This is a genomic window from Clostridia bacterium, from assembly GCA_026414765.1.
GTDB lineage: Bacteria > Bacillota > Clostridia > Acetivibrionales > DSM-27016 > SKW86.
The window spans coordinates 93,136-118,870 of record JAOAIJ010000043.1; the positions used below are offsets into that span (position 1 = coordinate 93,136).

Sequence of the window (25,735 nt, forward strand, 5' to 3'; positions counted from 1 at the left end):
GCCTATGTCTATTTCAGATAGTATTAATCAGTTAAGAGATAATTTGAAAGACTCTGAAATTACCATAGCTGTATCAGTTTGCCCAAGTGAGGAAGATATTGCAATTATTGGGTTGAGCGGAAGGTATCCAATGGCAGACAATTTACATGATTTTTGGGAAAACTTGAAATCAGGCAAAGACTGTATCAGAGAGATACCTAAGGATAGATGGAATAATAACCGCTACTTTGATCCTGACAAATATAGTACAAGCACATATTACAGCAAATGGGGCGGGTTTTTAGAAAACATAGACATGTTTGATGCGACATTTTTTAATATATCACCTAAAGAAGCTGAGGTAATAGATCCACAGGAAAGATTATTCCTTGAAACAGTATGGCATGCTATTGAAGATGCAGGTTATAAGAAGGGTAGCTTGTCTGATTCGGATATGGGGGTATTTGTCGGGGTAATGTTCGGACAATACCAGCTTTTCGGAGCAGAGGAATTGATGAAAGGTAACTACAGGTTCAGCGAGACAAGCTATGCTTCCATTGCAAATCGAGTATCATTTTTCTTGAATTTACATGGACCCAGTATTGCGATAGATACTATGTGCTCATCTTCACTTGTCGCTGTTCATATGGCTTGTGAAAGCATCAGAAGAGGAGAATGCCAATCAGCTATCGCAGGCGGTGTCAATCTTTCTTTGCACCCTATCAAGTATTACTTGTTAAGCCAAAAAAGGTTTGCATCAAGTGATGGAAGATGCAGGGCCTTTGGAGAACGTGGAGATGGTTATGTGCCTGGAGAAGGGGTTGGCGCTGTTTTTTTAAAGCCATTAAAGAAAGCTGTTCAAGACGGGGACAATATCTATGCTGTTATAAAAGGCAGTGCAATCAATCATGGCGGTAAAACTAATGGATATACAGTTCCAAACCCAATTGCTCAATCGGAAGTAATATCAAAAGCATTGAAAAAGGCCAATATAAATCCACGAACCATAAGCTATGTTGAGGCACATGGGACAGGTACAGCTTTAGGCGATCCCATAGAGATTAACGGACTAAATATAGCATATACCAAATATACAAACCACAGACAGTATTGTTCTATTGGATCGGTAAAAACAAACATCGGACATTTGGAATCAGCGGCGGGCATAGCAGCGCTTACCAAAGTGCTGCTTCAGATGAAAAATAAAAAGTTGGTGCCTTCTATCCATTCAGATGAAATAAATTCGCTAATAGATTTTAAAGAGTCACCTTTTTATGTTCAGCATGAATTAGAAAACTGGAAACGGCCTGTTATTGAAGAAGACGGTGTTGAAAGAGTTTATCCTAGAAGAGCAGGAATAAGTGCCTTTGGAGCGGGAGGAGTTAATACACATATTATTGTGGAGGAGTATGTGACTGATAAAGCACATAAGGATGTTCAAGATAGTGATAGGCAGGTATTCATTCTTTCGGCTAAGAAACGCCATATACTAAAAGAATATGTAAAGGATTTTGTGGATTTTATTGATAAACGGCTTAGCATGAACACTGGTATTTCCATTCGTGATATCGCTTATACCCTGCAGACCGGAAGAACTGAAATGGAGGAAAGAATAGCTTTTACAGCATCCGATATTCAAGAAGTCAGAGAAAAGTTAATAACGTACAGCGAAAAAAGGAAAATCCCCGTAGGTTTTTATCAGGGTAATGCGATGTCAAACAGGAGGACTTCAGATCTAAATCTTGATACTGAACAAGCTGATGATTTGGCGGGAGGCAGACTGGATTATAAAGATCCAAACAGATTAGCTGAATTATGGGTTTCAGGTGTTTCAGTTAATTGGGATTTACTATATAAAGAAAACAGACCGAACCGGATACCATTGCCAACCTATCCTTTTTCGAAGGAGAAGTATTGGATAGAACAACAAAAGGGTGTGTTTCAAAATGTAAAAGATATTCTTGAACAAGTCAAAAATCTTCTTGAACAAGTAGAAACGATAATTGAACCAGATAAGTCCGTTAATACATCAAAACAAAGTGAGTATAAAACTGAATCAAACAGTATAGCAAATCAAGTAAAGATATTAACGAACAAAGAACAGAATATTCTTGTTACTCTCTATGATTCTCCGGAATATGAAAGAAATGATATAGTCAATGAACATATTCAGAAGCTTACAGCTGATTTTTTGTCATATATTCCGCCAAGTTTGCCGGAGATTTATGTGAATTTCCTTGAACTGGGAATGGACTCAGTGACAATCCTAGACTTCAAGTCAAAAATTGAGGAAGAATTCAATGTTGAATTTCCAAGCACTATACTGTATGAATATTCAACAATTGAAAAATTATCAGAGTACATATCAGAGATAATTAAGCTGGATGAAATAGAAACAAATAAACTGAAGAGTATTAATGAAAAACACAAAAAGCTTGCAGAAACTTCTGAAGAAGATAACTTAAAATATAGCAGCAGCCGAACAGTTCCGAAGCTTTTAGACACAATAATATCATCAGGTGAAGAAGAGTCTGGCAATTCTGAATATACAGAGGAAGAACTCAAATCTGTTATTGATAAACTGGGGATATTTTAGGTGTAAAAAATATGATTGGAATATTATGCATTTAGCATAGCGTAGTATTGGATTTGATCTTTCTAATCAAGAAAGTAGAAATATTATAGCTTTGGAATAAGAATTTAGAAATATAGTGAAAGGGAATTTGCCATGGGAAAACAAGTTAACCACGAGAAAGAAGTATTATTACAAAAATCGCTGCAGGCAATAAAAATTTTACAAAAGAAAGTTGAAGAACTGGAGAAGAGAGAAAATGAACCAATAGCAATTATTGGTATGGCATGCCGTTTCCCAGGTAACAGTGATACCCCGGATAAGTTTTGGGAGTTCTTAAAAAACGGTGGGGAAGTTTCAGTTGAAGTACCTCGTGAAAGATGGAATTATGAAGATTATTATAATGCTGACCCGGATGTGCCTGGGAAATCATATGCTAAAGAAGCGTCTTTCCTAAGTGATGACGTGACACTGTTTGATGCGGGATTTTTTGGGATATCGCCTAGTGAGGCTTCGGAAATGGACCCAAACCAGCGGCTCTTGCTGGAAGTTTCATGGGAAGCACTTGAAAGCGCCTGCGTAGATATGAATAAAATTTCTGACCTTGCAGCGGGTGTATATATAGGTTTTATTTGCGGCGATTACTGGTCAATGCATAGGGATCCCAAAAAGATAACTCCATACTCATTTGCAGGTATGGTAGGGAATATGATATCAGGGAGAATTTCATATGTCCTTGGATTAAACGGGCCTTCATTAGTTGTGGATACTGCATGCTCTGCAGCGGCAGTTGCGATTCACTTGGCTTGTTCTGCTTTAAGAAGCGGTGAATGTAATATTGCATTGGCCGGAGGATCGAATCTGATATTAATGCCTGATGTGTTTATAGGTTTAAGTAAACTAAAGGTGCTGGCGAAGGATGGAAAGTGCAAACCTTTCGATGCAAATGGAGATGGTTACGGCAGAGGAGAGGGCGTAGGCGTTGTCGCTTTAAAAAGATTATCAGAAGCAATAAAAGACGGGGATTATATACATGCTGTTATAAAGGGCAGTGCTGTCAATAATGATGGAAAAGGCAGGAGTCTGGCGTCTCCAAATGTAGTTCAGCAAAAAAAACTTTTGGAAAAATCATTAGAGAACGCAGGACTTTCACCGGATGATGTTGGTTATTTCGAGGCTCACGGACCAGGAACACCTGTGGGCGATCCAATCGAAATGGAGGCATTGAGGTCGGTTTATGGAAACAGCAAAAATCGTAAAGTTCCTCTTATGGTTGGCAGTGTCAAAGGAAATATCAATAATGGGGAGTATGTAGGAGGAGTTTCTGCACTTATCAAAACAGTACTTTGTATAAAGAATAAAGCGATACCACCGACAATGCGTCTAAAATCAATGAATCCTAAACTTAATCTGGAAAAAATACCTGCTATTGTACCTACAGAGTTTACGATATGGGATACGGGCGGTAAAAAAAGAGTTTGTGCCATGAATTCATTTGGATTAAGCGGAACAAGTGTAAACATTATTGTTGAAGAAGCACCTGAGATTGAAGCTGTATATAATCGCAAGACAGATAAGCATCAAAACTCATTTCATATTTTGACATTGTCAGCAAAAGGAATGGATGCTTTAATTGAAAAAGTGAAGACCTATTGCGATTATCTGGACAATAACAAAAATGCTTCAATTCAAGATATTTGCTATACCTCAAATACAGGCAGGTCACATTTTGCTAATAGAGCGGCATTCGTGGCGGATAACCTTGAAAGGCTAAGAAATGATTTAAACAGTTTTGTTTCGGAAAACAGTAATGAATTTACACCAAATAGGTACTATCTTGGAACAGTTCAGCCTAAAGGTCAGATAAAGCCTGTATTCATATTTAAATCAAAGATGAATGGCATGCTGAAAATTGCAAAAAGGTTATATGCAATGCATCCAAAATTTAAAGAAATACTAGAAAACTGTGATGAATTAATTAAGACTTATTTGGAGTTCTCATTAATTGAATATATCAATTCAGGAAACAGTGCAAGTGATTTGTCAGAACCGGGAAGAAGCGAAGCATGTTTACTGGTTGTTCAGTATTCAATACTGAACTTTTGGAAATGCCTGGGTATAAAACCCGGTGCGGTTTTCGGTGAAAAAACTGGTGAATTGTCAGCAGCTTGCGCTGCGGGGATTATGTCATTTGAAACAGCTGTTAAGGTTATTGCGCAGGAAATATGCAAAATGCCTGGTCAAATATCATTCGGTGGAAGCTTTAACACACCCAGAATAAGATATTTATCAAATTTGTCCGGAAAAGAAATTGATAAGGCAGTATCAATGGATTACTGGAAGGATATTTTTGGAAAAACTGTCTCGCATGAAATTAGTTTACAGTATCTTGCTGAGAAAGGATATAATGTTTTTATAAACATAGGGGACGGCTTAAAAGGTGCAAATGATTCTAACAGCACTTACAAACTTATTGATACAGTTTCTGATGAAAATACAGAAGAAACATTTCTAAAAGCAATTGCTAGAGTGTATTGTATGGGAGCAACTATCGAGTGGAATGAGTTTGAAAAAGGAAATATGGGACGTAAGATACCTCTGCCAACTTATCCATTCCAAAGAAAAAGATACTGGAGCGAGGCTATTATGCCAACCCGACCGGTAGACTATACTAACGAAAGCATATTTGGCGGGAATAAGCAAGTTGAAGCGGATATTACTTCAAAAATCGATACAGTCAACGAAAATGAAAAAAAAGCTGTTAATCCTGAGCTGGTTGGTAAACTGAATTCTGTGTCATTACAGGAAGGAATAGATGTATTACATGAATATATCGAAGGAATATTATCAGGACTGCTGAACATTGCTCCTTCGGAAATGGATATTGCAGAGTCCTTTTCGGATATGGGAGTTGATTCAATAATGTCATTAGTCATAAAGAACAAGATTGAGAGTGAACTTGGATTACCAATCGACATCGGAATACTTGACCAGGGTACCAGTATTGCACATTTAGCTGAGGTGCTATTAAGGTCATTTTCATATAAGACTAGCCCGAAGAATATCGCACCAGCTTTAAGAACTGGCATAACTACCTGATGAAAAGCTTCAGTAAGGGATATGGACCTGAAGTTACTGCAAAAACCGCTCTACATAATAAGTTTGTGCGGGGGTTAGGCGGGATTTGAAAATGAAAAATCCTCTGTATTTACAAATACAGAGGATTTTGATGTTAAAAAAAATTTGCTAGATAACTGTAACTTCTGCATTGCCCCTTGCTTTCGGTTTCCTATACAGTGTTGTTTTTTGACCGATTGAAAATACTCCTGAAAGTTCTCTACCTCCGGGAATTTTTAGCAGATCGTAAATTATTTTTAACTTATCAGATTTTTTCACTTTATAGGACTGCATAGCAAAACTTACCCATCCTAAAAAGCAAGTCCCTAAATTCAAAGCTTCAGCACCCAGCATTAACTGATATTGCATTACAGTGAGATTTTCTCTGGAAATGGGATTGTTTTTCTCGCAGTGCAGCAATATCAGGCTTGGGCTATTATACGTCAGTAGATTAATATTCTGTTCTTTTGCCGATAAGGCTAGCTCGATGCGTTTTATAGTGCTGTCGATATTATCTCTGAAGGATGTACTGAATGCTTTTGGAATTTTCATCCATACAGAGGAGAGTTTCTTCTTCAATTCACTCATATATTCGTATGTATAGTCTGTTATTTTCTCTATAAGGTCATTGTTCTCAACAATAACTATGCCTGTATTTCTAATAGATTGTGTGTGTCCTCCTTTTGGTACAAATGAAGCAATTTGCTCCAGATAGTTTTTCTCGTATTCTGATAGAGTATTAGATTTATAGCTTCTGACAGACCTTCTGAACTTTAAAAAATCTAAAAAAATTTCAGGCTGAAAGTTTATATTATCTTTCTGAAAATCTTCTGCTGCTATTTCACTGTTACTTATTGCTTCCTTAGGGCATACGGAAATACAATCACCACAATTTATACAAAAAAGTTCTTTTTGCTGTTGTATTGAAACTTTGTTATCAGTTGCTGCAAATACTTTTGCAGGGCATGTACTGACACATATTTTACAATTTATGCATTGATTTTGATTGATGCTTAATTTGCTGGACATTTCTATTATTGCACCCCCTATAAGATACCTTCCGACTAAGCCTCGCTATTTTTTAAACTTACTATCACCATATATGTACAAAGACATAAGCATATCCTGTATAGCTGTTCAACAAACGACAAAGAGAATTATCTCCTAAGCCAAATAAAATGTCAAGTTTAGACTTGAGTGATAGAAGATTAAGAATTTGTTAATGCAATTGACACAAATTGGTAAAAAATGTACAATAATCCATAAAGTACATACATTTTTCTATGAAACTACCGACGAATGTTGAAATAAGAATACTAAAACTGTACTGCACAGAAAAAAGTAATGAGGATGCATAAATACTTTATGTAATTTTAATGTCTAAAAAATTAAATTGAAAAGGAGCAGTCATATGATAGAAACAAAAACCATGATTGTTGATAAAACCGGAAGAAATTCTATGATCATGCCCTTAAACAGCTTTCTTATGCAAAACGGATCATTGAGTCTATTTCAAAAGATTCTTTTAGCCACAGACGGCACAGTTACGGATTTGCTCAGACTTTACACCGGTGAAGCAATCAAAGTAAAAAAACTGGAACAGGAATTCACCAGCAGCGGTGAAGAGGAAGTTTTGATATGTTCCCCTAAAACAAGGATTTTAAGAAGAAACATCCTGCTTAATGGCAAAAATAAAAATTATGTGTATGCCGCATCCATTTATATTTATGAATTACTCTCTTCAGGAATTCAGGCGAAACTAGCCGAAACGGATATGCCTATTGGCCTATTATGGAAAGAAGAAAAACTGGATACCTATCGCGAAATTATCGGTTACTGGACCGAGCCCTGTGAGGCTTTAGCTCATTATTTTGATATTCTGCCACAGACGTTGCTGCTATGCAGAACTTATCTGGTCAGCCACCGTAAAAATGTCATCGGGAAGATTACTGAGAAATTTCCAATTACCTTTTTTAAGGATTAGTTAGAGAACATTAATGATTAAGACCGGAGGAATGGATATGAAACGACAAATTGGCGGAAAAATTCTTATGAATCTGCCCAGGGAGGTTTTTGAAAAAACTTGTATACAATTTTCAGAAAAAAAATTGTTTGTTTTACAATCAGGAAATGATAATAATATGTTTCTTACTGGAGCAACTTTGCTTCAGAAATCAAAAGTTTTAGGGAGTGTACTCCAGGAAATGTTACCCCAAACAAGAGCAGTTCTGCTGATGCCACAAGGGCTGGAATACATTTTTACATTATTGGCCTGCTGGTATGCCAACATCGTACCAATACCCATGTCTGTAACCGACTTATCACAGCCGGACAAGGTTATCGAAAAAGTTGAACCAATATTAAAGGATTCGCAGGCAGCCTGTATCATAACAAGTACTGATTTTGAAAAATTCTTAAATGCGCAGTCAGTTTTTAGTGGAATTCGTATATTCAATATAGATGTACTGGACGAAAACAGTTGCATTACTACCGAACCAAGATTGCAAAGACCGGACGACCTGGCATTGTTGCTTTACACATCAGGTTCTACATCTCAACCCAAAGGGGTTATGCTTGATCACTCCAATGTAATATCACAAGCTTCCATCGGTGCAGATCAATGGGAGATTAGCCAGGATAGCCGTATTGTTTCCTGGATGCCGCAGTTTCACAACTTTGGACTTTATTTTAATATATTGACTCCATTATTAAGAGGTGCAACCAGTATAATACAATCTCCCGACAGCTTTGCCAAAAACCCGGAGGGATGGTTGCAAGCGATAAGCCAGTATCAAGCTACTCATACTGCTGCACCGAATTTTGCTTTTGATTACTGCTGTTCTTCTGTCGATATTTCTACAGTCAAGGAGTTGTCGTTGGACTCTGTACGGGCGATTATCTGTGGTGGTGAGCCTATACGTAAAGAAACCTATGAAAACTTTGTTGAGAAGTTTCAGGTTTTGGGACTGAAAAAGGAAGTATTCTGCCCGCATTACGGTTTGTCGGAAATTGGCTCGGTTACTACTAAAAAGCCAGGCGAACCGTTACGTTTTTTTTCAGTGGATATTTCGGGTTTGGAAGTAGGGAAAGTCATATATTCGACCCAGAATAAGAAAAGTATGTGGTTGACCGGTTGTGGGGAGATTAAGGCTCCAAATGAAATAGTAGTTGTCCATCCGGAAACATGCAGGATTTCTCCTAATGGTGAAGTTGGAGAGATTTGGGTTAAGTCTCCCTTGGTAGGTAAGGGATATCTGAACAGGAATGAGGAAACACAGAAAACATTTTCCGGGGTATTAAGCAATTCAAAGACAAAGGGATTTTTGCGTACCGGCGATCTGGGGTTTGTTGAAGACAACCAGCTTTATATTGTAGGAAGGGACAAAGAGGTAATTATTATACATGGCAAAAACTATCATCCCGTTGATATTGAATGGACAATAAAGAAACATGTCCCTGAATTGAACCTGCCGCTGGCAGTCTTTTCCCATGAGATCAATCAGCATGAGCAGGTAGTGGTAGTACAGGAGGTTGCAGTAGCTGATGAAACAGACTATCAAAGGGTAGTACAAGAAATACTTGCTGCTGTGACGGAAACACATCAGCTGGAATTGTCAGAGATTATACTGGTTTCTGCCGGAAGTATTCCCAGAACAGGCAGCGGCAAAATACAGAGAAGAGCTTGCCGGAACTCTTATCTTAACCAAGGTATTCAAGCTCTTTATCAGTACTGCCGTTACAGTACGGATATTGAGTTTGAGAGTAATGATCAAGCCGAAAATGTATATGAGTTTGCAATTAACCCCCAAAACTTGCTGGCGGAAAGCATCCGCGAATTTATTATTAAATTTTTGGCTGAAACACTAAAGATATTGCCAAATCGGGCTGATCCGGCAAAAAGTGTCCAAAGTCATGGCTTGAATTCTATTATTATCATGAAGCTGATTCGTGGCTTGGAGAAGAATTTCCGGACTAATCTTACAATCCGTGAAATATTCGAGCAGGACTCAATTCAATCTTTGTCCAATGCCCTTGCTCAAAAAATAAATATCCAAAACAATCAATCGACGAGTGTGGAATCAATTCACAAATCGCAGTCAAATGACGGCCGTTCTGTCGCTTTATCATACCGCAGTCAGCTTTCGGAGGGACAGAAAGGACTATGGATGCTGCAAAAACTGTCGCCCGGTATGAGTGCATATAATGTGCCGTTATGCTTCAGGCTGGGGGGAGAGCTGGATATAGAAAAATTCAGACAGGCTTGCAGTTTTGTAGTTGAAAAGCACCCTGTCTTTAGAAGCGTAATCATCGAAGATAATGGGGTACCTTTTCAAAATGTCCAGCCATTTCAGAATATTATGTTGTTTCAGGAGGATATTTCCTCCTTTGAATACAGTGATATTGTACCATATATTTCCAAAAAGACAAAAGAGCCTTTCATACTGAAAAATGATCCGTTAATACGAATCAGTCTTTTGTCCTATAAAAGCAAAGAATATTTTGTACTCATCACTATTCATCATATTATATTTGATGGCAGCTCCATGTTGCTTTTTGTGACAGCGTTGCTGGATGCATATAAAGCTTTTCTACAAAACAAAAGTCCGATGAAGGTTCCTAACCTGGCTGAATATTCAGATTTTGTGGCTTGGGAGCAGGACATGCTTAAAAGCAGAGAAGGGGAAGAACACAGTCTGTATTGGAAAAAGCAATTGGCCGGGGTTTTGCCGGTTTTGGAACTTCCTGCAGACCATGCCCGTTTTTCAGTGCAAAGCTTTGCAGGACAGGTATATACCTGCCGTCTCCCACAGGATTTAGTAAAGCAAGTAAAGTTATTTGCCAAATCCTCAAATATGAATACATCGGTCATGTTTTTAGGAATTTTTAAACTCTTATTGTACCACTATACAGGACAAGATGATATTATTGTCGGAATGCCGGTAGTGGGACGACCTGAAGAACGGTTTGAATCCATTATAGGGTATTTTGTAAATATGATTGCTGTCCGGAGCTGTACATCAGGGAAAAATATTTTTATGGATTTTCTGCAAAAGCTGAAATTCACCTTGATAGACGGGTTGGATCATGCTGTATATCCCTTCCCGGTATTAGTACGGGAATTGAATATTCCACGGACTTTAAGAAATAATCCTGTTTTTCAAGTCACTTTTGCATATCAGAATTTTTTTCAATCAAACGGAATAAATGAGATACTGGGGCACTATAAGGATATTCTTAAAGTCGAATTTATTGAGGAGATACATCAGGAAGGTGAATACGAGCTTGCTTTGGAAATCTACGAACAGGCAGATGAATTTGTGTTGAATATGAAATATAATCCCGAACTGTTTGAGGCAGCTACTATAAGCAGAATGATGCACCACTATATAGGACTTATGAAAGAAGTAATAAAAAACCCCGGTTTATCCCTGGAGGAATATTCTTTGTTGTCGGAGAAAGAATTGTGCAGCATGATGCTTGATGGGAAATCAAATCAGGCAGAATATCCGGATAAGTGTATCCATGAATTATTTGAAGAACAGGTACGGAAGTTCCCTGAAGCCATTGCAGTAGTTTGCGGAGAGAAGAAGCTTACATATGCTGATCTATCAGAGAAAAGTGATAGGCTTGCCGCCCGGTTGTCGTCCGAAGGAGTATGCCCTGAATGTGTAGTTGGCCTTTGTATGGAACGGTCAGTGGAACTGATAGTTGGTATTTTAGGAATTCTTAAAGCCGGAGGCGTATACCTGCCGTTAGAACCCAGGAATCCAGCCGAGCGTCTTAAATATATGATTCAGGATAGCGGTACTTTGATTGTACTGACTCAAACTGAATTAACCGATATGGTGTCGCAAATAATTGATGTTGATACTAAATTAATAACTCTGAATTCAAATGAAGAAATTACAGTAGTAAAAAGTCAATCAAAAGGTCATACGGCGTATATGACCGAAGTCAAACCAAGCAATTTGGCATACGTGATATATACATCCGGAAGCACAGGCATACCTAAAGGAGTAATGATTGAACATAAGGGAGTATTGAATCTACATAAGTACTTTGCAGATAGCCTGATACTTGATGACAGTGATACAATGGCACAATTTGCAAGTATTTCTTTTGATGCATCAGCCTTTGAAATTTTTATATCATTACTTTCAGGAGCCACTTTATGCATAATCCCTCAAGAAAAAATCGATGACGTAAGAAACTTTGAAAAGTATATGAATGATAACAGAGTCACAATTGCTCTTTTGCCTCCTCCGTATTTAGCTAATGTAGATCCTGAAAAGATTCTTACATTAAGAACACTAATAACAGGCGGTTCGGAAATAGACTTTAAACTGCTGGAAAAATGGCGGGAGAAAGTGAAGTATATTAATGCTTATGGTCCTACCGAGGATACTATTATCTCTACAATATGGAGATATCCCGGGAATGGGGAAGCTTTGGAAGGCAGTACCGTGCCTATAGGGAAACCTATTATGAATAAATCGGCGTTTATAGTCAGCCCGAGCAATAATCTCCTGCCTGTGGGAGTTGTTGGGGAGTTATGTATAGCGGGAGAGGGACTGGCAAGAGGATATCTTAATCAACCTGCACTGACGGCAGAAAAGTTTGTTGACAACCCTTTTAGCCCGGGAACTAAACTGTATAAGACCGGTGATTTGGCCAGATGGCGCTCTGACGGCAATATTGAGTTTTGGGGTAGGATTGACAGTCAGGTAAAGTTTCACGGATTTCGAATAGAACTGGGTGAGATTGAAACTCAGCTCCGGTCATATCCAGAGATTAATGACTGCGCTGTTGTTTTAAAAGAGCAGCAGGAAACCAAACAACTTGTTGCCTATTATGTACGGAAAGCTAAAACTAATATTGAGGGCGAAAAAGGAAGAAATTCTATAAAACCTGAAGTACTAAGGAACCACTTGAAAATAACACTGCCTGAGTACATGATACCAGCCTTTTTTATCGAAATAGAATCAATACCTTTTACCTTAAGCGGTAAGATCGACAGAAAAGACTTAATGAACCGTAAAATCGAACTGGAAAGGACTGAAGAGGTATTGCTGCCGCAATCGGAAATAGAAGAGAAAATTTTGGATATATGGAAGGAAATTCTTAAGATTGAGAAAATAAGCACGAAAGATGGTTTTTTTGAAATCGGTGGAGATTCTATTTTGGCTGTGATGGCTGCAGATAGGATAAACAGGGAATTATGCCTGGATATAAATGTGACTGAACTATTTAAATATTCAAACATAAAAGACCTGAGCAGATATATCGCATCGACCGGAGAGGGAGTTCGTACAAAGAATACCATCCGGGAAAAGTATACAGCTCCGGGAAAAGAGATTGAAGATAGAGCAGTTGAACACACGGTATCTTCTGCTGAGTATCCCGAATATTACAAGGATAGTATTGCTATAATCGGGATTTCCGGTTCTTTTCCGGGTGCTAAAGACCATTATGAATTCTGGGAAAACTTGAAATCAGGGAAAGAAAGTATTGAGATTATTTCTAGAGAAGAGTTAATAAAATCAGGTATGTCTGAAGAAAGAATAAACAATCCGAATTTTGTTCCTGTTCAATCAAGTATGGAAGGAAAAGATCTTTTTGATCCGGAGTTTTTTAGTATTTCTCCAAAGGATGCAGAATTAATGGATCCGCAGTTCAGACTATTGTTGCTCCATTCATGGCGTGCTATCGAGGATGCGGGTTATGTTTCAAAGCAAATACCCAAGACCAGTGTATTTATGACTGCAAGCAATAATTTTTATCATACTCCTGTATCAGATGAGATAATGGGAGACTCAAATGATTATGCCTTACGGGTTTTTGCCCAGGGAGGGACTATTTCTACAATGGTATCCTATAAATTAGGATTGAATGGCCCCAGCCTTTTTGTCCAGACTAATTGTTCTTCCTCATTGACAGGGCTGCATCTTGCTCACCAGAGCCTGATGACCGACGATGTAGAATATGCACTGGTCGGCGGCTGCTCGATATTTTCGTTTTCAGATACCTCAGGGTATATGCATCAATCAGGAATGAATTTTTCAAGCAATGGTCATGTAAAAGCCTTTGACGCTTCAGCGGATGGAATAGTCGGAGGCGAGGGAGTTGTCGTAATTCTCGTCAAGAAGGCGATAGATGCTGTTAAAGACGGAGATCATATCTATGCCCTTATAAGAGGAGTTGCTGTTAACAACGACGGGTCGGATAAGGTGGGCTTTTATGCTCCCAGCGTCAAGGGACAGAGTGAAGTTATTCAGAAAGCTTTGGAAATAACCGGAATTAACCCCGAGTCCATCAGCTATATTGAGGCACACGGGACAGGGACAAAATTAGGGGATCCGATTGAGCTGGCAGCATTGAATGATGCTTACCGGCGCTATACGGCTAAAAAACAGTTTTGCGGAATTGGCTCGGTAAAAACCAATATAGGACATCTTGACACTGCGGCAGGTTTGGCAGGATGCATAAAGATTGCACTAAGCCTGCATTACGGAGAAATCCCTCAGACGCTTAACTATAAAACGCCTAACCCTAACTTTGATTTTGACAATTCTTCGTTCTATGTAGTTGATAAACCAAAGAAATGGGATGATGCGCCTGTTCCGTGGAGGGCAGCATTAAGCTCGTTTGGAATCGGAGGTACAAATGCCCATGCAATAATGGAACAATTCATAAATAAGTCTGCCTTGAAACAAAATGAGCCTGAATGCGGATGCGTATCCTATCTGGTTCCACTATCCGCCAGAAATAAGGAACGCCTGAGAGTTTATGCACAGGATATGCTTGCTTTCCTGAAAAAACAACATACATCTGATTTGAATCCGGCAAATTTAGCATATACTCTTCAGATTGGCAGAGAAATGATGGAAAGTAGAGTGATTTTTGTCGTCAATTCACTATCAGAGTTAATTGATAAACTGGAACGGTTTACTAGCTCAAGTGAGAATATCGGCAATTGTTTCAGCGGTGAAGTAAAACAAGGAGATAATATAATTAAAATATTCGAAGATGAGGAAAAATGCAGGGAACTAGTCAATAATTGGCTGTTAATAGGCGATTTCATGAAAATTGCAGAGTTGTGGTCAAAAGGGATTAATATAGATTGGAAGCTGCTCTACGCTGATGCCAAACCTAGCCGCATAAGTCTGCCTACCTATCCCTTTGCACTGAAAAGTTACCAAAAACAGAAGGTTAGCTATGCAAATCCTGTCTCAAGAGGGATTACAGCAGGCGAAAACAGCGGTGCTACACTGCAAAACGGCCAAATCAAGCCGGATATACCACGGAAAAAGATATCTAAGAGTGATGATATATCTTATCAAACACTTATGGACTATGTTAAAGATGTAATAATGGAGAAATTGTCGGAATCACTAAAAACTGATATTAACGCGTTGCAGGTTGAACAATCCTTTGCAGATTATGGATTGGACTCTGTAAGTGGAATTAATCTGGTTAACCTGATTAACCAGGCTTTACCAATTGAGCTGGAAGTGACATGTTTATTTGATTACAGCTCGGTAAATCAGCTGTCTGAATATATTCTGTCATGCTACAAAGGGCCTGTTTCTGCATTTTTGCAGCAAAATGTTCTGTCAGATAATGAGACGAATTGCGGTGGGGGATACGGGCAGACTGAATACTATTCTACTGAAAGCATTACAAGAACTAAAATACCGCTTAATACTGTCAAAACTGAAAACAATGATTATTCTGATAATCCCGCAGCTAAAGATGCTATTGCAATTATAGGGATAAGCGGACGATTTGCAAAATCCGAGACAGTAAATGAATTATGGGAGAATGTATCAAACGGTGTAGATTTGGTAGATGAAGTTACCCGTTGGGACTTATCTAAGTACTATTCGAAAGATGATAAATATTGCAGGTACGGCAGCTTTTTATGTGAAATTGATCGCTTTGATCCGCTGTTCTTCAATATTTCCGGGTTTGAAGCGACCTATATGGATCCTCAGCAGCGAATTTTCCTGGAAGAATCCTGGAGGGCACTGGAAGACTCAGGATATGCGGGGATAGGGCTTCAGGAACGTAAGTGCGGGGTATATGTAGGATGTGCTGCAGGGGATTATCAGGAACTGCTGGGAGATAATTTGCCTCCACAAGCGATATGGGGCAATATGAGTTCCGTCATTCCCACACGCATTGCTTATTATCTGGATTTGCACGGTCCGGTTATAGCTGTTGATACTGCTTGTTCGAGTTCCCTTGTTGCTATTCATCTTGCATGTCAAAGCCTGTGGGCAGGGGAGAATGAAATGGCTCTGGCTGGAGGTGTGTTCATTCAATGCACGCCTAAGAATTTTCTGGCTGCCAACAGGGGGAATATGCTGTCGCCTACGGGTCGTTGCCATAGTTTTGCCGAGAAGGCAGATGGGTTTATCCTTGGAGAAGGTGCAGGAGTTGTTGTACTAAAACGTCTTAACGAAGCTATTTCTGACGGGGATCACATCTATGGGGTGATTCGCGGGTCAGCGATCAACCAGGATGGTACAACAAATGGAATTACTGCACCCAGCGCAAATTCACAGGAACGCCTGGAGAGATATGTATATGATACTTTTAATATACATCCCGAACAAATTCAGATGATCGAAGCTCACGGCAGCGGTACCAAGTTAGGCGATCCGATTGAATTTCAGGCATTAACCCGCGCTTTCAGGCACTATACTGCAAAAAAAGGATACTGTGCAATAGGTACAATAAAAACCAACATCGGACACACTCAGCTTGCATCGGGTATTGCCGGAGTACTCAAAATTCTGCTGTCATTGAAGCATAAGAAAATTCCGCCGTCATTACATTTCGAATCGGGTAATTCTAATATCCGGTTTGAAGAGAGTCCGTTTTATGTGAATACCAGGCTTCAGGATTGGGAAACCGAGCCTAACTCAAAACGCTGTGCGGCAGTATCCTCATTTGGATTTAGCGGAACAAATGCCCATATAGTCATCGAAGAAGCTCCTGAGGTTTATAGAGGGCATTCCGAAAAAAGTGGTTACTTGATTGTATTGTCGGCGCGTACTTATGAACAGTTGAAACAGCAGGCCGAACAACTGGTAGACTTTTGTGAACATGATACTTCCGCAGACTGTGGTAATATGAGTTACACTTTACTGCTTGGAAGAAAACATTTCAATCATCGTTTAGCCTGTGTAGCAAAGAATAGCAGTGAACTTGCGGCATTACTGAAAAAATGGCTGGAAAAGGGAAAAGTGCCACAGGTATATGTATCTGAACTTCTTGGAAATGACCATAGGAAGCAGACAGCGCTGAAGCGTTATGGAAATCAATGCATCATAGATTGCACAGATATGGAAAAAGCCGGTGACTATCTGGAAAACCTGGCAACTATAGCCGATTTGTATATTCAAGGATACAGGCTTGAGTTTGAGCAGTTGTTTTCAGATGGACAGTACAGCCGCATTTCACTGCCGACTTATCCGTTTGCCCAGGAGCATTATTGGGGAGTACAGGCAGAAGATAAGCTGGATGGCAGCAAAAACGATACCGTTACTGCAGAACATATACATCCGTTATTACACCAAAACACCTCTGGTTTTTCGGGACTGCGGTACAGCTCAAATTTTACAGGCAGAGAATTCTTTTTGAACGATCATGTGGTTAACGGTGAAAACATCCTGCCGGGGGCTGCTTATCTTGAGATGGTGAGAACAGCCATAGCTGAGGCTGTTGGAGTTAGGGAACCTGAACAGGCTGTAATCCGCCTGAAAAATGTGGTTTGGGCAAGGCCTATTTCAGTGAAGGGAAATGCTATTCGTATTCATGTCGGACTCCTGCCGGGAGAAAACGGGGAGATTGCGTATAAAGTCTACAGTGAGCAGGAAGAACAGGGAGCAGCTCCTGTTGTGTATAGTGAGGGCTTGGTAGGGCTGAATTCATCAGCAGATGTTCATACACTGGATTTACGGGACTTACAGTCCAAATACCGGGAAATCGCGTTTTCCCCTGATAGATTCTATAAATCACTTCAAACACTGGGAGTAAACTATGGCAATGCATATCAGGCTGTAAAGGCGGTTTACACCGGGCCGGAACAGATTCTGATACAGCTGGAATTGCCGTCTGTAGTGTCGGATACTCTTAACAAATTTGTATTGCATCCTAGCTTGGTTGATGCCGCTTTTCAATCAATGTCACTGATGCTTAGTACCACTAGCAATCTTGATGATCTAAAGCCATCGCTGCTTTTTGCATTACAGGAATTGGAGGTTACCGGGAGATGCACTTCGTCTATGTGGGCTCTGATCCGGTACAATGACGGGAATGTGGCGGGAGATAAGATGATCAAGTACGATATTGATCTCTATGACGAACAAGGCAAGCTTTGTGTGCGGATGAAAAAGGTTTCAACAAAGGCTGCAGGTGGAAAGGTCGAAGCTGCTAGTACGCCAAAAGCAGTGGCTTCAGGCCCTAATCCACAGCTTGTAGGAAATATTACCCTGATACCGGTGTGGGACTCGGTTCAGGCTGAAAAAGCCCAGACACTACTAAATTCATCGGAAAGCGTATTACTTATCGGTGGAACAGAAGAAATTGCTGAAAAAGTTGGCGGCTATTACCAATCTGTCAGTGTGCCGGATATAAAAACAGGTGAAAGTATTGAGTGTATTGCCCAAAAGCTGGCTGACTTTGGTCCGGTTGAAAACCTGATCTGGGTATGCCCACAGGATTCTTTGCAATCAGTATCGGAAGATACGGTTATAGAAGGACAAAGCATTGGAGTCCTCCAGGTTTTCAGAATGATAAAAGCTTTACTTAGCCTGGGTTATGATGCAAAAGCTTTAAACTGGACTTTCATTACCATTCAGACTCAGCCTGTCCATAAAAATGACAGAGTAAATCCGACTCACGCGAGCTTGCATGGTTTGATAGGATCGATGGCAAAAGAATATTCAAACTGGAAAGTGAGGCTGGTTGATCTGGAGGCAGGCTGTGATTGGCCACTGGAAGACATTTTATCATTGACACCGGACGTGAGGGGAAATCCTTTGGTTTACCGTGGTCAGCAATGGTACAGGCAGCAGCTGGTACAGGCAGATAATATGCCGCAGGAACAGACTCTGTACAGAAATGAAGGGGTATATGTAGTGATCGGAGGAGCCGGCAGTATAGGTGAAGCTTGGAGTGAGTGCATGATCCGCACTTACAAGGCGAAAATTGTTTGGATCGGACGTAGAGAAAAGGATGCGGAAATTCAGGCAAAAATAGACCGCTTGGCAGCTTTGGGATCAGAACCAGTTTATATTGCTGCAGATGCAACAAAGCAGCAGTCTCTTCAGCAAGCATATGAAGAAATAAAGCGGCAGTATCCACAGGTTCATGGAGTAGTTCATTCTGCACAGGTCTTCTTGAGCGGAAGTCTTTCAAAAATAGAAGAGACAGTATTCCGGTCAGCGCTTGAGTCTAAGGTGAATGTTTGCGTGCATTTAGCCCAGGTCTTTCAGAAAGAATCATTGGACTTTATGCTATTCTTCTCATCCATAAACTCTTATCTTAAGGCACCGGGGCAAAGTCCGTATTCTTCCGGCTGCGTATTTAAAGATGCTTTTGTCCATCAATTAGCTCAAGAATGGCCTTGTGCGGTAAGGGTAATAAACTGGGGATATTTCTTTAATAATGCAAAGGACAGGGAACGTCTGGAACAGGCCGGTATAGGGTTGATTGAGCCTGAAGAAGCAGCTGCTGCACTGGATAAATTGCTGGCAGGACCGATGACGCAAATGTCATTTGTAAAGACTACTTCACCTCTAGGTATGAGAGGAATGAGTTTGTCAAAAGACTTGGTTACTATTTATCCGAAAAATGCAGCTTTGGATATACGAAAGGTGCATGAACGGACTATTATACCGGAATTGCCGGTTGGCGACCTGGAAAAGACAAGCCTGCAAATGAAGGAGATGGATGGACTGCTCTATAAACTACTATGGGGACAATTGCAAGCTAATGGGCTATTTGAGAGGAATGGTCAATCCTTCAATGATTTGAAAGCAAAAGCAGAATTGCGCGGAATGTATGACCGTTGGCTGGAAGAAAGTGTCAGGCTTCTGGTGCAGCAAAATTTTCTTATATACAAGGATAATTTATACACTGTCAGAGATAATGTTCCAGTAGATATGGAGGTATTATGGGAAGAATGGGAACATAAAAAGATCTCCTGGTGGGAGAATCCAGAAATGAAAGCCCAAGCGGTTTTAGTGGAGAAAACCTTAAGAGCTTTACCGGAAATCATAAAAGGGAAAAAACTTGCCACTGAAGTAATGTTCCCCGGATCTTCACTGGAATTTGTGGAAGCGGTTTATAAAAACAACATGACCGGGCATTATTTTAATGAAGTACTTGCCAATACTGTTGTTGCCTATGTTGAAGAAAGGCTCGCCCAGGACCCGCAAGTAAAGTTAAGCATAATGGAACTCGGCGCTGGCACCGGAGGTACGAGTGTTGTGGTCTTTGAAAAACTCCGGCCTTATAAGGACTATATAGAGGAATACTGTTACACGGATATATCACGTGCTTTTCTGATACATGCAGAAAAAGAATATAGCCAGGATAATCCATACTTGACCTGTAAGATGTTTAATGTGGAAAAACCGGTTGTCTCTCAAGATATAGACGGAGGGAAATATGATATTGTAATTGCCGCCAATGTCCTGCATGCTACCGGAAATATCCGCGAAACCATACGTAATGCCAAAGCGGTCTTAAAGGAAAACGGCTTTATTCTACTAAATGAAATCAGCAGCAATAATTTGTTCAGCCATCTTACGTTTGGTCTTCTGGATGGATGGTGGATGTATGAGGATCCGATATTGCGCATTCCGGGATGCCCCGGGTTAGCAACTGAGACCTGGTGGAATTTGCTGGAGCAAGAAGGCTTCCATTCATTTTTCCTTCCATATGGAGACCCTCAGGAGTTTTTACAGCAGATTATTGCCGCCCAAAGCAACGGGGTGGTCCGGCAAAGGATTGAGGACGCCAATAACAAAGACCATATAGCAGACGGAGCTAAAATACAGGCAAAGCAATCCGCCGGAAGCGATAAAACTTTGGATTCTGCTATCAATAAAGAGAAAAAGCCGGATTCATCCAATGCAAATCAAATTGAGTCTCATATAAAGCAGACGATAGCTCAAAAGATGTCAGAATCATTAAAGGTGGATATTGGCAGGATCGATTATGATGAATCTTTGTCAGATTACGGCCTTGATTCGATTATTGCAGTCAATCTTGTAAGGGTTATCGGTCAAGCTTTAGCTGTTGAACTGGAAATAACAATAATGTTTGAGTATAATACAATCAACCAGTTAACGGATTTCATCCTAACAAAATACGGGGATATAATTGGTTCGTCATTGAAACTTAATACAGCTCAAAAGGATCTCCATGAAACCGAAGCTGCTGCTGCACAGGTAAATCAACTGAGTTCCGGCTATACGATGAACTGGATTCCTAAGATAAGGGTTTTGCCTGAAACGGAATATACTGAAAAAGAAGAAACTCAAAGGAATTTATATGGACAAGACGCTATTGCAGTTATAGGTATAAGCGGTAGGTTCCCTATGGCTGATAATCCAGATGAATACTGGAACAACCTGATTGAGGGAAAGGATTGTATTTCAGAAATTCCTCAAGAACGCTGGGAGGACTGGCGAAAATGGTATAGTGACTATCAAAGTGAAATGGAAGCAATGAAGAGCAAACGGGGAGGGTTTATTAACGGAATATCCGAATTTGATCCATTGTTTTTTGGAATTACGCCTAAGGAAGCTGAATTCATGTGTCCGGAGCAACGTCTATTGCTTACATACATATGGCGCGCAATTGAAGATGCCGGTATTACGTCTAAGGTACTATCGCGGAATTCTACAGGAGTATTTATTGCTTCAGCACTCAGTGAATACAAACGTGTAAAAATTACTGCCGGTTCGCTGGATAATCCGGGATTGGTTGCTAATCCTTCTCCGTCAATGATAGCAAACCGTATTTCCTATATACTAAACCTAAGCGGTCCGAGTGAATGCTGTGAAACAGGATGTTCTTCAGCGCTGGTTGCCTTGCATCGTGCAATTCAGTCAATTAATAATAATGAATGCGAGCAGGCTGTAGTAGGTGCTGTCAATTTACTCCTGTCGCCTATAGGGTTTATCAGCCTCGAATCAGCAAACCTCTTAAGTGTGGATGGACGTGCCAAATCCTTCCAGAAAGATGCTGACGGATTTGTAAGAAGTGAAGGAGTCGGCGCTGTAATCATAAAGCCATTGTCAAAAGCCATAGCTGACCACGACAATATTTATGCGGTGATCAAGGGAACAGCAGTAGCTCATGGCGGTAAAGGGGTCTCCCTGTTTGCGCCAAACGCTGCAGGGATGAAAAACGCTATGATTCAGGCATATCGTACAGCAGAGGTTGATCCAAGGACAGTTTCTTATATTGAAGCTCATGGGATTGGTGCAGCACTTGCAGACAGTATCGAAATCGGTGCGTTAAAATCCGGGTATTATGAACTCATAGCTTCGAATAAGGAAGAGACAGATATTTCATATTCAACCTGCTATATCAGCAGCCTAAAGCCCAGTATCGGGCATGGAGAGATTTTCTCCGGAATGGCCGCATTAATTAAGGCAATATTGGCTATAAGGAATGGGGTTATTCCGGGTCTTCACCGATTTACGGCACTGAATGAAGATATTTCGTTAGAAGGAAGTCCATTTCAAATAACGGATAAAAATCATGGATGGGAGGAAACTTCAAATACCAGGGATGGAAAAATTCCTCGGCGTGCCAGCATAAACAGCTTCGGCCTAGGTGGAGTGAATGCGCATCTGGTCCTGGAGGAGTATATTCCTGATAAAGAGGAAATTAAACAGCTCTATTCTGAAAATAGCCCACAGATAATAGTTTTTTCAGCAAAAAGCAAAGAACGCTTGGCGGCAGCTGTCGGACAAATGCTGGAATTTGTTGAATCACAGGAAAGCCTCCATCTGCCGGATCTTGCATATACGCTTCAAGTGGGGCGTGAAGCAATGAGTCACCGTCTTGCGATGGTAGTAAGCAGCAAGGAAGATTTGAAAAAAGGTCTTAGGTGGTATATAAGCACAACAAAATGCAGTGGACAAAAAAACGCTTTCATACCTATGTTTGAAAGCGAGCCGGAAGAGCAGCGTATGGAAATATGTGGGTTGTTCTCCGGGAAAATTGGAGATATATTACTACAGGCGCTTTTAGCGGAAAACGACTTTGAGAAGCTTGCTCTCTATTGGGCTAAAGGTAATGATCTGCCCTGGGATATGATACATGAAGGAAAAAGAGTAAGGAGGATCGCCATACCGACTTATCCGTTTGGGAAACGACGTTATTGGATTGGTTCACAACCAAGTTCTGGGGAGGCTGCAGGAAAAGATGAGTTAATTGGCGGTCATAATAGCTGTGCAGGAGAAAAATATGCAACAGCTGATCGTGTAACTGATATTTTATCGCGCTTTTTGGGAATGAAGCCTGCAGAAATGAATCTCAATATATCGCTTGAGCAATACGGGATTGAATCTATCTTATTAATGCCGCTGCTGCAGCAGCTGCAAACCAGGATAGACCCATCTGTAAGCCTGACCGGATTGCAGAAATGCAGGACTATACAGGATATCATCAACATGGTATCAGCCTCAGCTTCTGATGTAAGTTATACCGATACTTCGAGAGAACAGAACAGATACCTGAAAACAGCAGTTTGGCCACAATTTCCCGAACTTGTCCGTTTGAATGAGAGTGTCCAGGGGCAACCTATATTCTGGATTCATGGTGCGTTAGGTGGAGTTGAAGCATACAAATTGATTGCTCAAAACTGCAAACGTCCGTTTTTCGGTATCCAGGCTCGCGGCTGGATGACAGAACATCCTCCTCTGCATGGAATTCAGGCAATGGCAGGGTATTACGTCCAAATAATACAATCAGTGCAGCCGGAAGGTCCTTATGATTTGGGAGGATTTTGTATGGGGGGAATATTGGCATATGAAATCACACGACAGTTGCAGGAAAGGGGACAGATTGTCAATTCAATTGTCATGCTGGATTCACCCGACAATACGTTTCAGGAAAGTTTAGCCGGTTTCAATAAAAATGCATATAAGAATATTATTTTCCAAACGGTTAACATGATGCTTCTGTCTTCTATTTTGCAGCAAACCGGGAAAACGGAGCAAAAGCTTATTCACCAGGGGGAACTTGATATTAGCGCAGATGATGAAGCATTTTTTGAGCAACTAATTAAACTGGCACAAATTCATGGGTTGTCCAAAACAGTAAAGCAGCTGGACGTATTAGTTGGACAGAATGTCAAAGTACAGCTTGCTTATGAGTTGGATAAATATAAAATACTGCCGTTGTTTGACAGTCAAACGATAAATTGTTATTATTTCCGTAATAAGAGCGGCTTGTTTGAAGGCGACCTAAAACCGTATCTTACCGTATCTGATAGCGAGTTTTCATTTGATAACGTTAACTACTGGCAGGAGTGGGAGCGTCAATTTACTAACTTTAAAATGTTTGATGTGGATGCACCAAACCATATGATGCTGCTGAATGAAATAAAATCAGTCACTCCTATTGTAGAGTTTTGTACCAAACTGTATTCAGGACAATATGGGAGTATTGAGCCTTAAAGTTTTAGCCTGTAAACTATTGCTTATCAGGAATATAGCAAGCAAAAATACCCTTTTGCCTTTTATGGGAAATTATGCTATAATTGCATAAACAAAAAATAGTTGATTATAATTATACTGTTATCAACAGGCTGAAATAACTTAATTGATAGGAGAATGATACAATGAACAATGAAGAGCAAAAACAAGATCAAGAACAAAAAGTCTCCGGGTTAATGCTGGAGAAATTATTACAATCCAGAACAATCATGATTTCTGGAGAAATAACTCAAGCCTTGGCCGAAAAAATAACTACACAGCTTTTGATTCTACAGGAAATGGGAGATCAACCAATAAAGTTATTGATCAACAGTCAAGGCGGGCATGTTGAATCCGGGGATACAATCCATGATATGATCAAGTTTGTAAAGCCGCGTGTCATTGTGATTGGCACGGGTTGGGTTGCGAGTGCCGGTCTCACCATTTACCTTGCGGCTGATAAACAAGACAGGTATTCGTTACCTAATACAAGATATATGATACATCAGCCGGCAGGTGGTGTAAGCGGCCGGGCTTCGGATGTCAGCATTGAAGCGGAAGAGATATTGAAAGTGCGCAGAAGAATCAACAAAATAATCAGTGATGCTACCGGTCAGCCATTTGAAAAAGTGGAAAAAGATACGGATAAAAACTACTGGTTAACTATTGATGAAGCAATTAATTACGGCATAGTAAATAAAGTTGTTTCAAAATATGACGAATTGGTTAATCTATAAAATAAACATTTAGTTGTAAACCAAAGATTTGCTGAAAAAGCAAATCTTTTTCTTTGCAGATTAATCGATCTAATTATTTGAGTATATTGAATTACTAAAAGTAAACAATATATTAGTATGTCTTTAACGGAATACTGAGGTTGGCTGCATAAAAATACTCAAAACCCGGTGCTGGAAAGGAGACAGGCATAAATGAGAAAGATCATTCCTAATATTGCTGTGGAAAATTGCAAAGAAGCACTTGAATATTATAATAAGGTATTTAGAGGAGAAATAAAAAATATTCAGATGGCGGACGGGAAAGAAATGTTTAAAGGCCATGAAGGCAAAATAATTCACTCTGAACTGCATATCAATGATGACTGTATAATGTACCTGACTGATATATTTGGTCCGAAAAAAGAAAACAGTAATATAAGCTTGGTACTGCAACTGGAAAATGAAGATGAAATAAACAAGATGTTTCATACACTCAAGGAAAAAGGTAATGTGACATTTGAATTGCAAAAAACATTTTGGGGTTCTTACCATGCAGTTATAACTGATTGTTACGGTATTACCTGGTCTTTGGATTATTCGGAAGGAAGGAATTCCTAAAG

At 40.0% G+C, this 25,735-nt stretch carries 7 protein-coding genes; 6 read left to right on the forward strand and 1 reads right to left on the reverse strand.

Features of this window, described 5'->3' with window-relative positions; translation table 11 throughout:
• Positions 1-4 precede the first annotated feature (4 nt).
• Positions 5-2,575 (forward strand): phosphopantetheine-binding protein, encoded by a 2,571-nt coding sequence (locus tag N3I35_16660; GenBank protein ID MCX8131712.1) that lies wholly within the window; start codon positions 5-7, stop codon positions 2,573-2,575.
• A gap of 132 nt (positions 2,576-2,707) precedes the next feature.
• The gene (locus N3I35_16665; protein MCX8131713.1) at positions 2,708-5,650 is read left to right on the forward strand and encodes an acyltransferase domain-containing protein; all 2,943 of its coding nucleotides are present in this window, start codon (positions 2,708-2,710) and stop codon (positions 5,648-5,650) included.
• 147 nt (positions 5,651-5,797) lie between these two features.
• Here N3I35_16665 and N3I35_16670 read toward each other — a convergent pair whose 3' ends face one another.
• Complete coding sequence (locus N3I35_16670; protein ID MCX8131714.1) at positions 5,798-6,697, reverse strand: nitroreductase family protein; 900 nt, start codon at positions 6,695-6,697, stop codon at positions 5,798-5,800.
• Positions 6,698-7,079: 382 nt separating this feature from the next.
• Here N3I35_16670 and N3I35_16675 point away from each other — a divergent pair, with 382 nt between their 5' ends.
• The 4 genes from N3I35_16675 (at position 7,080) to N3I35_16690 (ending at position 25,733) form a co-directional block, all read left to right on the forward strand.
• Positions 7,080-7,652 carry a chorismate pyruvate-lyase family protein gene (locus N3I35_16675; GenBank protein MCX8131715.1) on the forward strand — a complete coding sequence of 191 codons (573 nt, stop codon included), beginning with the start codon at positions 7,080-7,082 and terminating at the stop codon, positions 7,650-7,652.
• A 37-nt stretch (positions 7,653-7,689) separates the two neighbouring features.
• Positions 7,690-24,381 (forward strand): amino acid adenylation domain-containing protein, encoded by a 16,692-nt coding sequence (locus tag N3I35_16680; protein MCX8131716.1) that lies wholly within the window; start codon positions 7,690-7,692, stop codon positions 24,379-24,381.
• A gap of 164 nt (positions 24,382-24,545) precedes the next feature.
• Positions 24,546-25,136 (forward strand): ATP-dependent Clp protease proteolytic subunit, encoded by a 591-nt coding sequence (locus N3I35_16685; protein ID MCX8131717.1) that lies wholly within the window; start codon positions 24,546-24,548, stop codon positions 25,134-25,136.
• Positions 25,137-25,328: 192 nt separating this feature from the next.
• The gene (locus N3I35_16690) at positions 25,329-25,733 is read left to right on the forward strand and encodes a VOC family protein (protein MCX8131718.1); all 405 of its coding nucleotides are present in this window, start codon (positions 25,329-25,331) and stop codon (positions 25,731-25,733) included.
• The last annotated feature ends 2 nt before the right edge of the window (positions 25,734-25,735 follow it).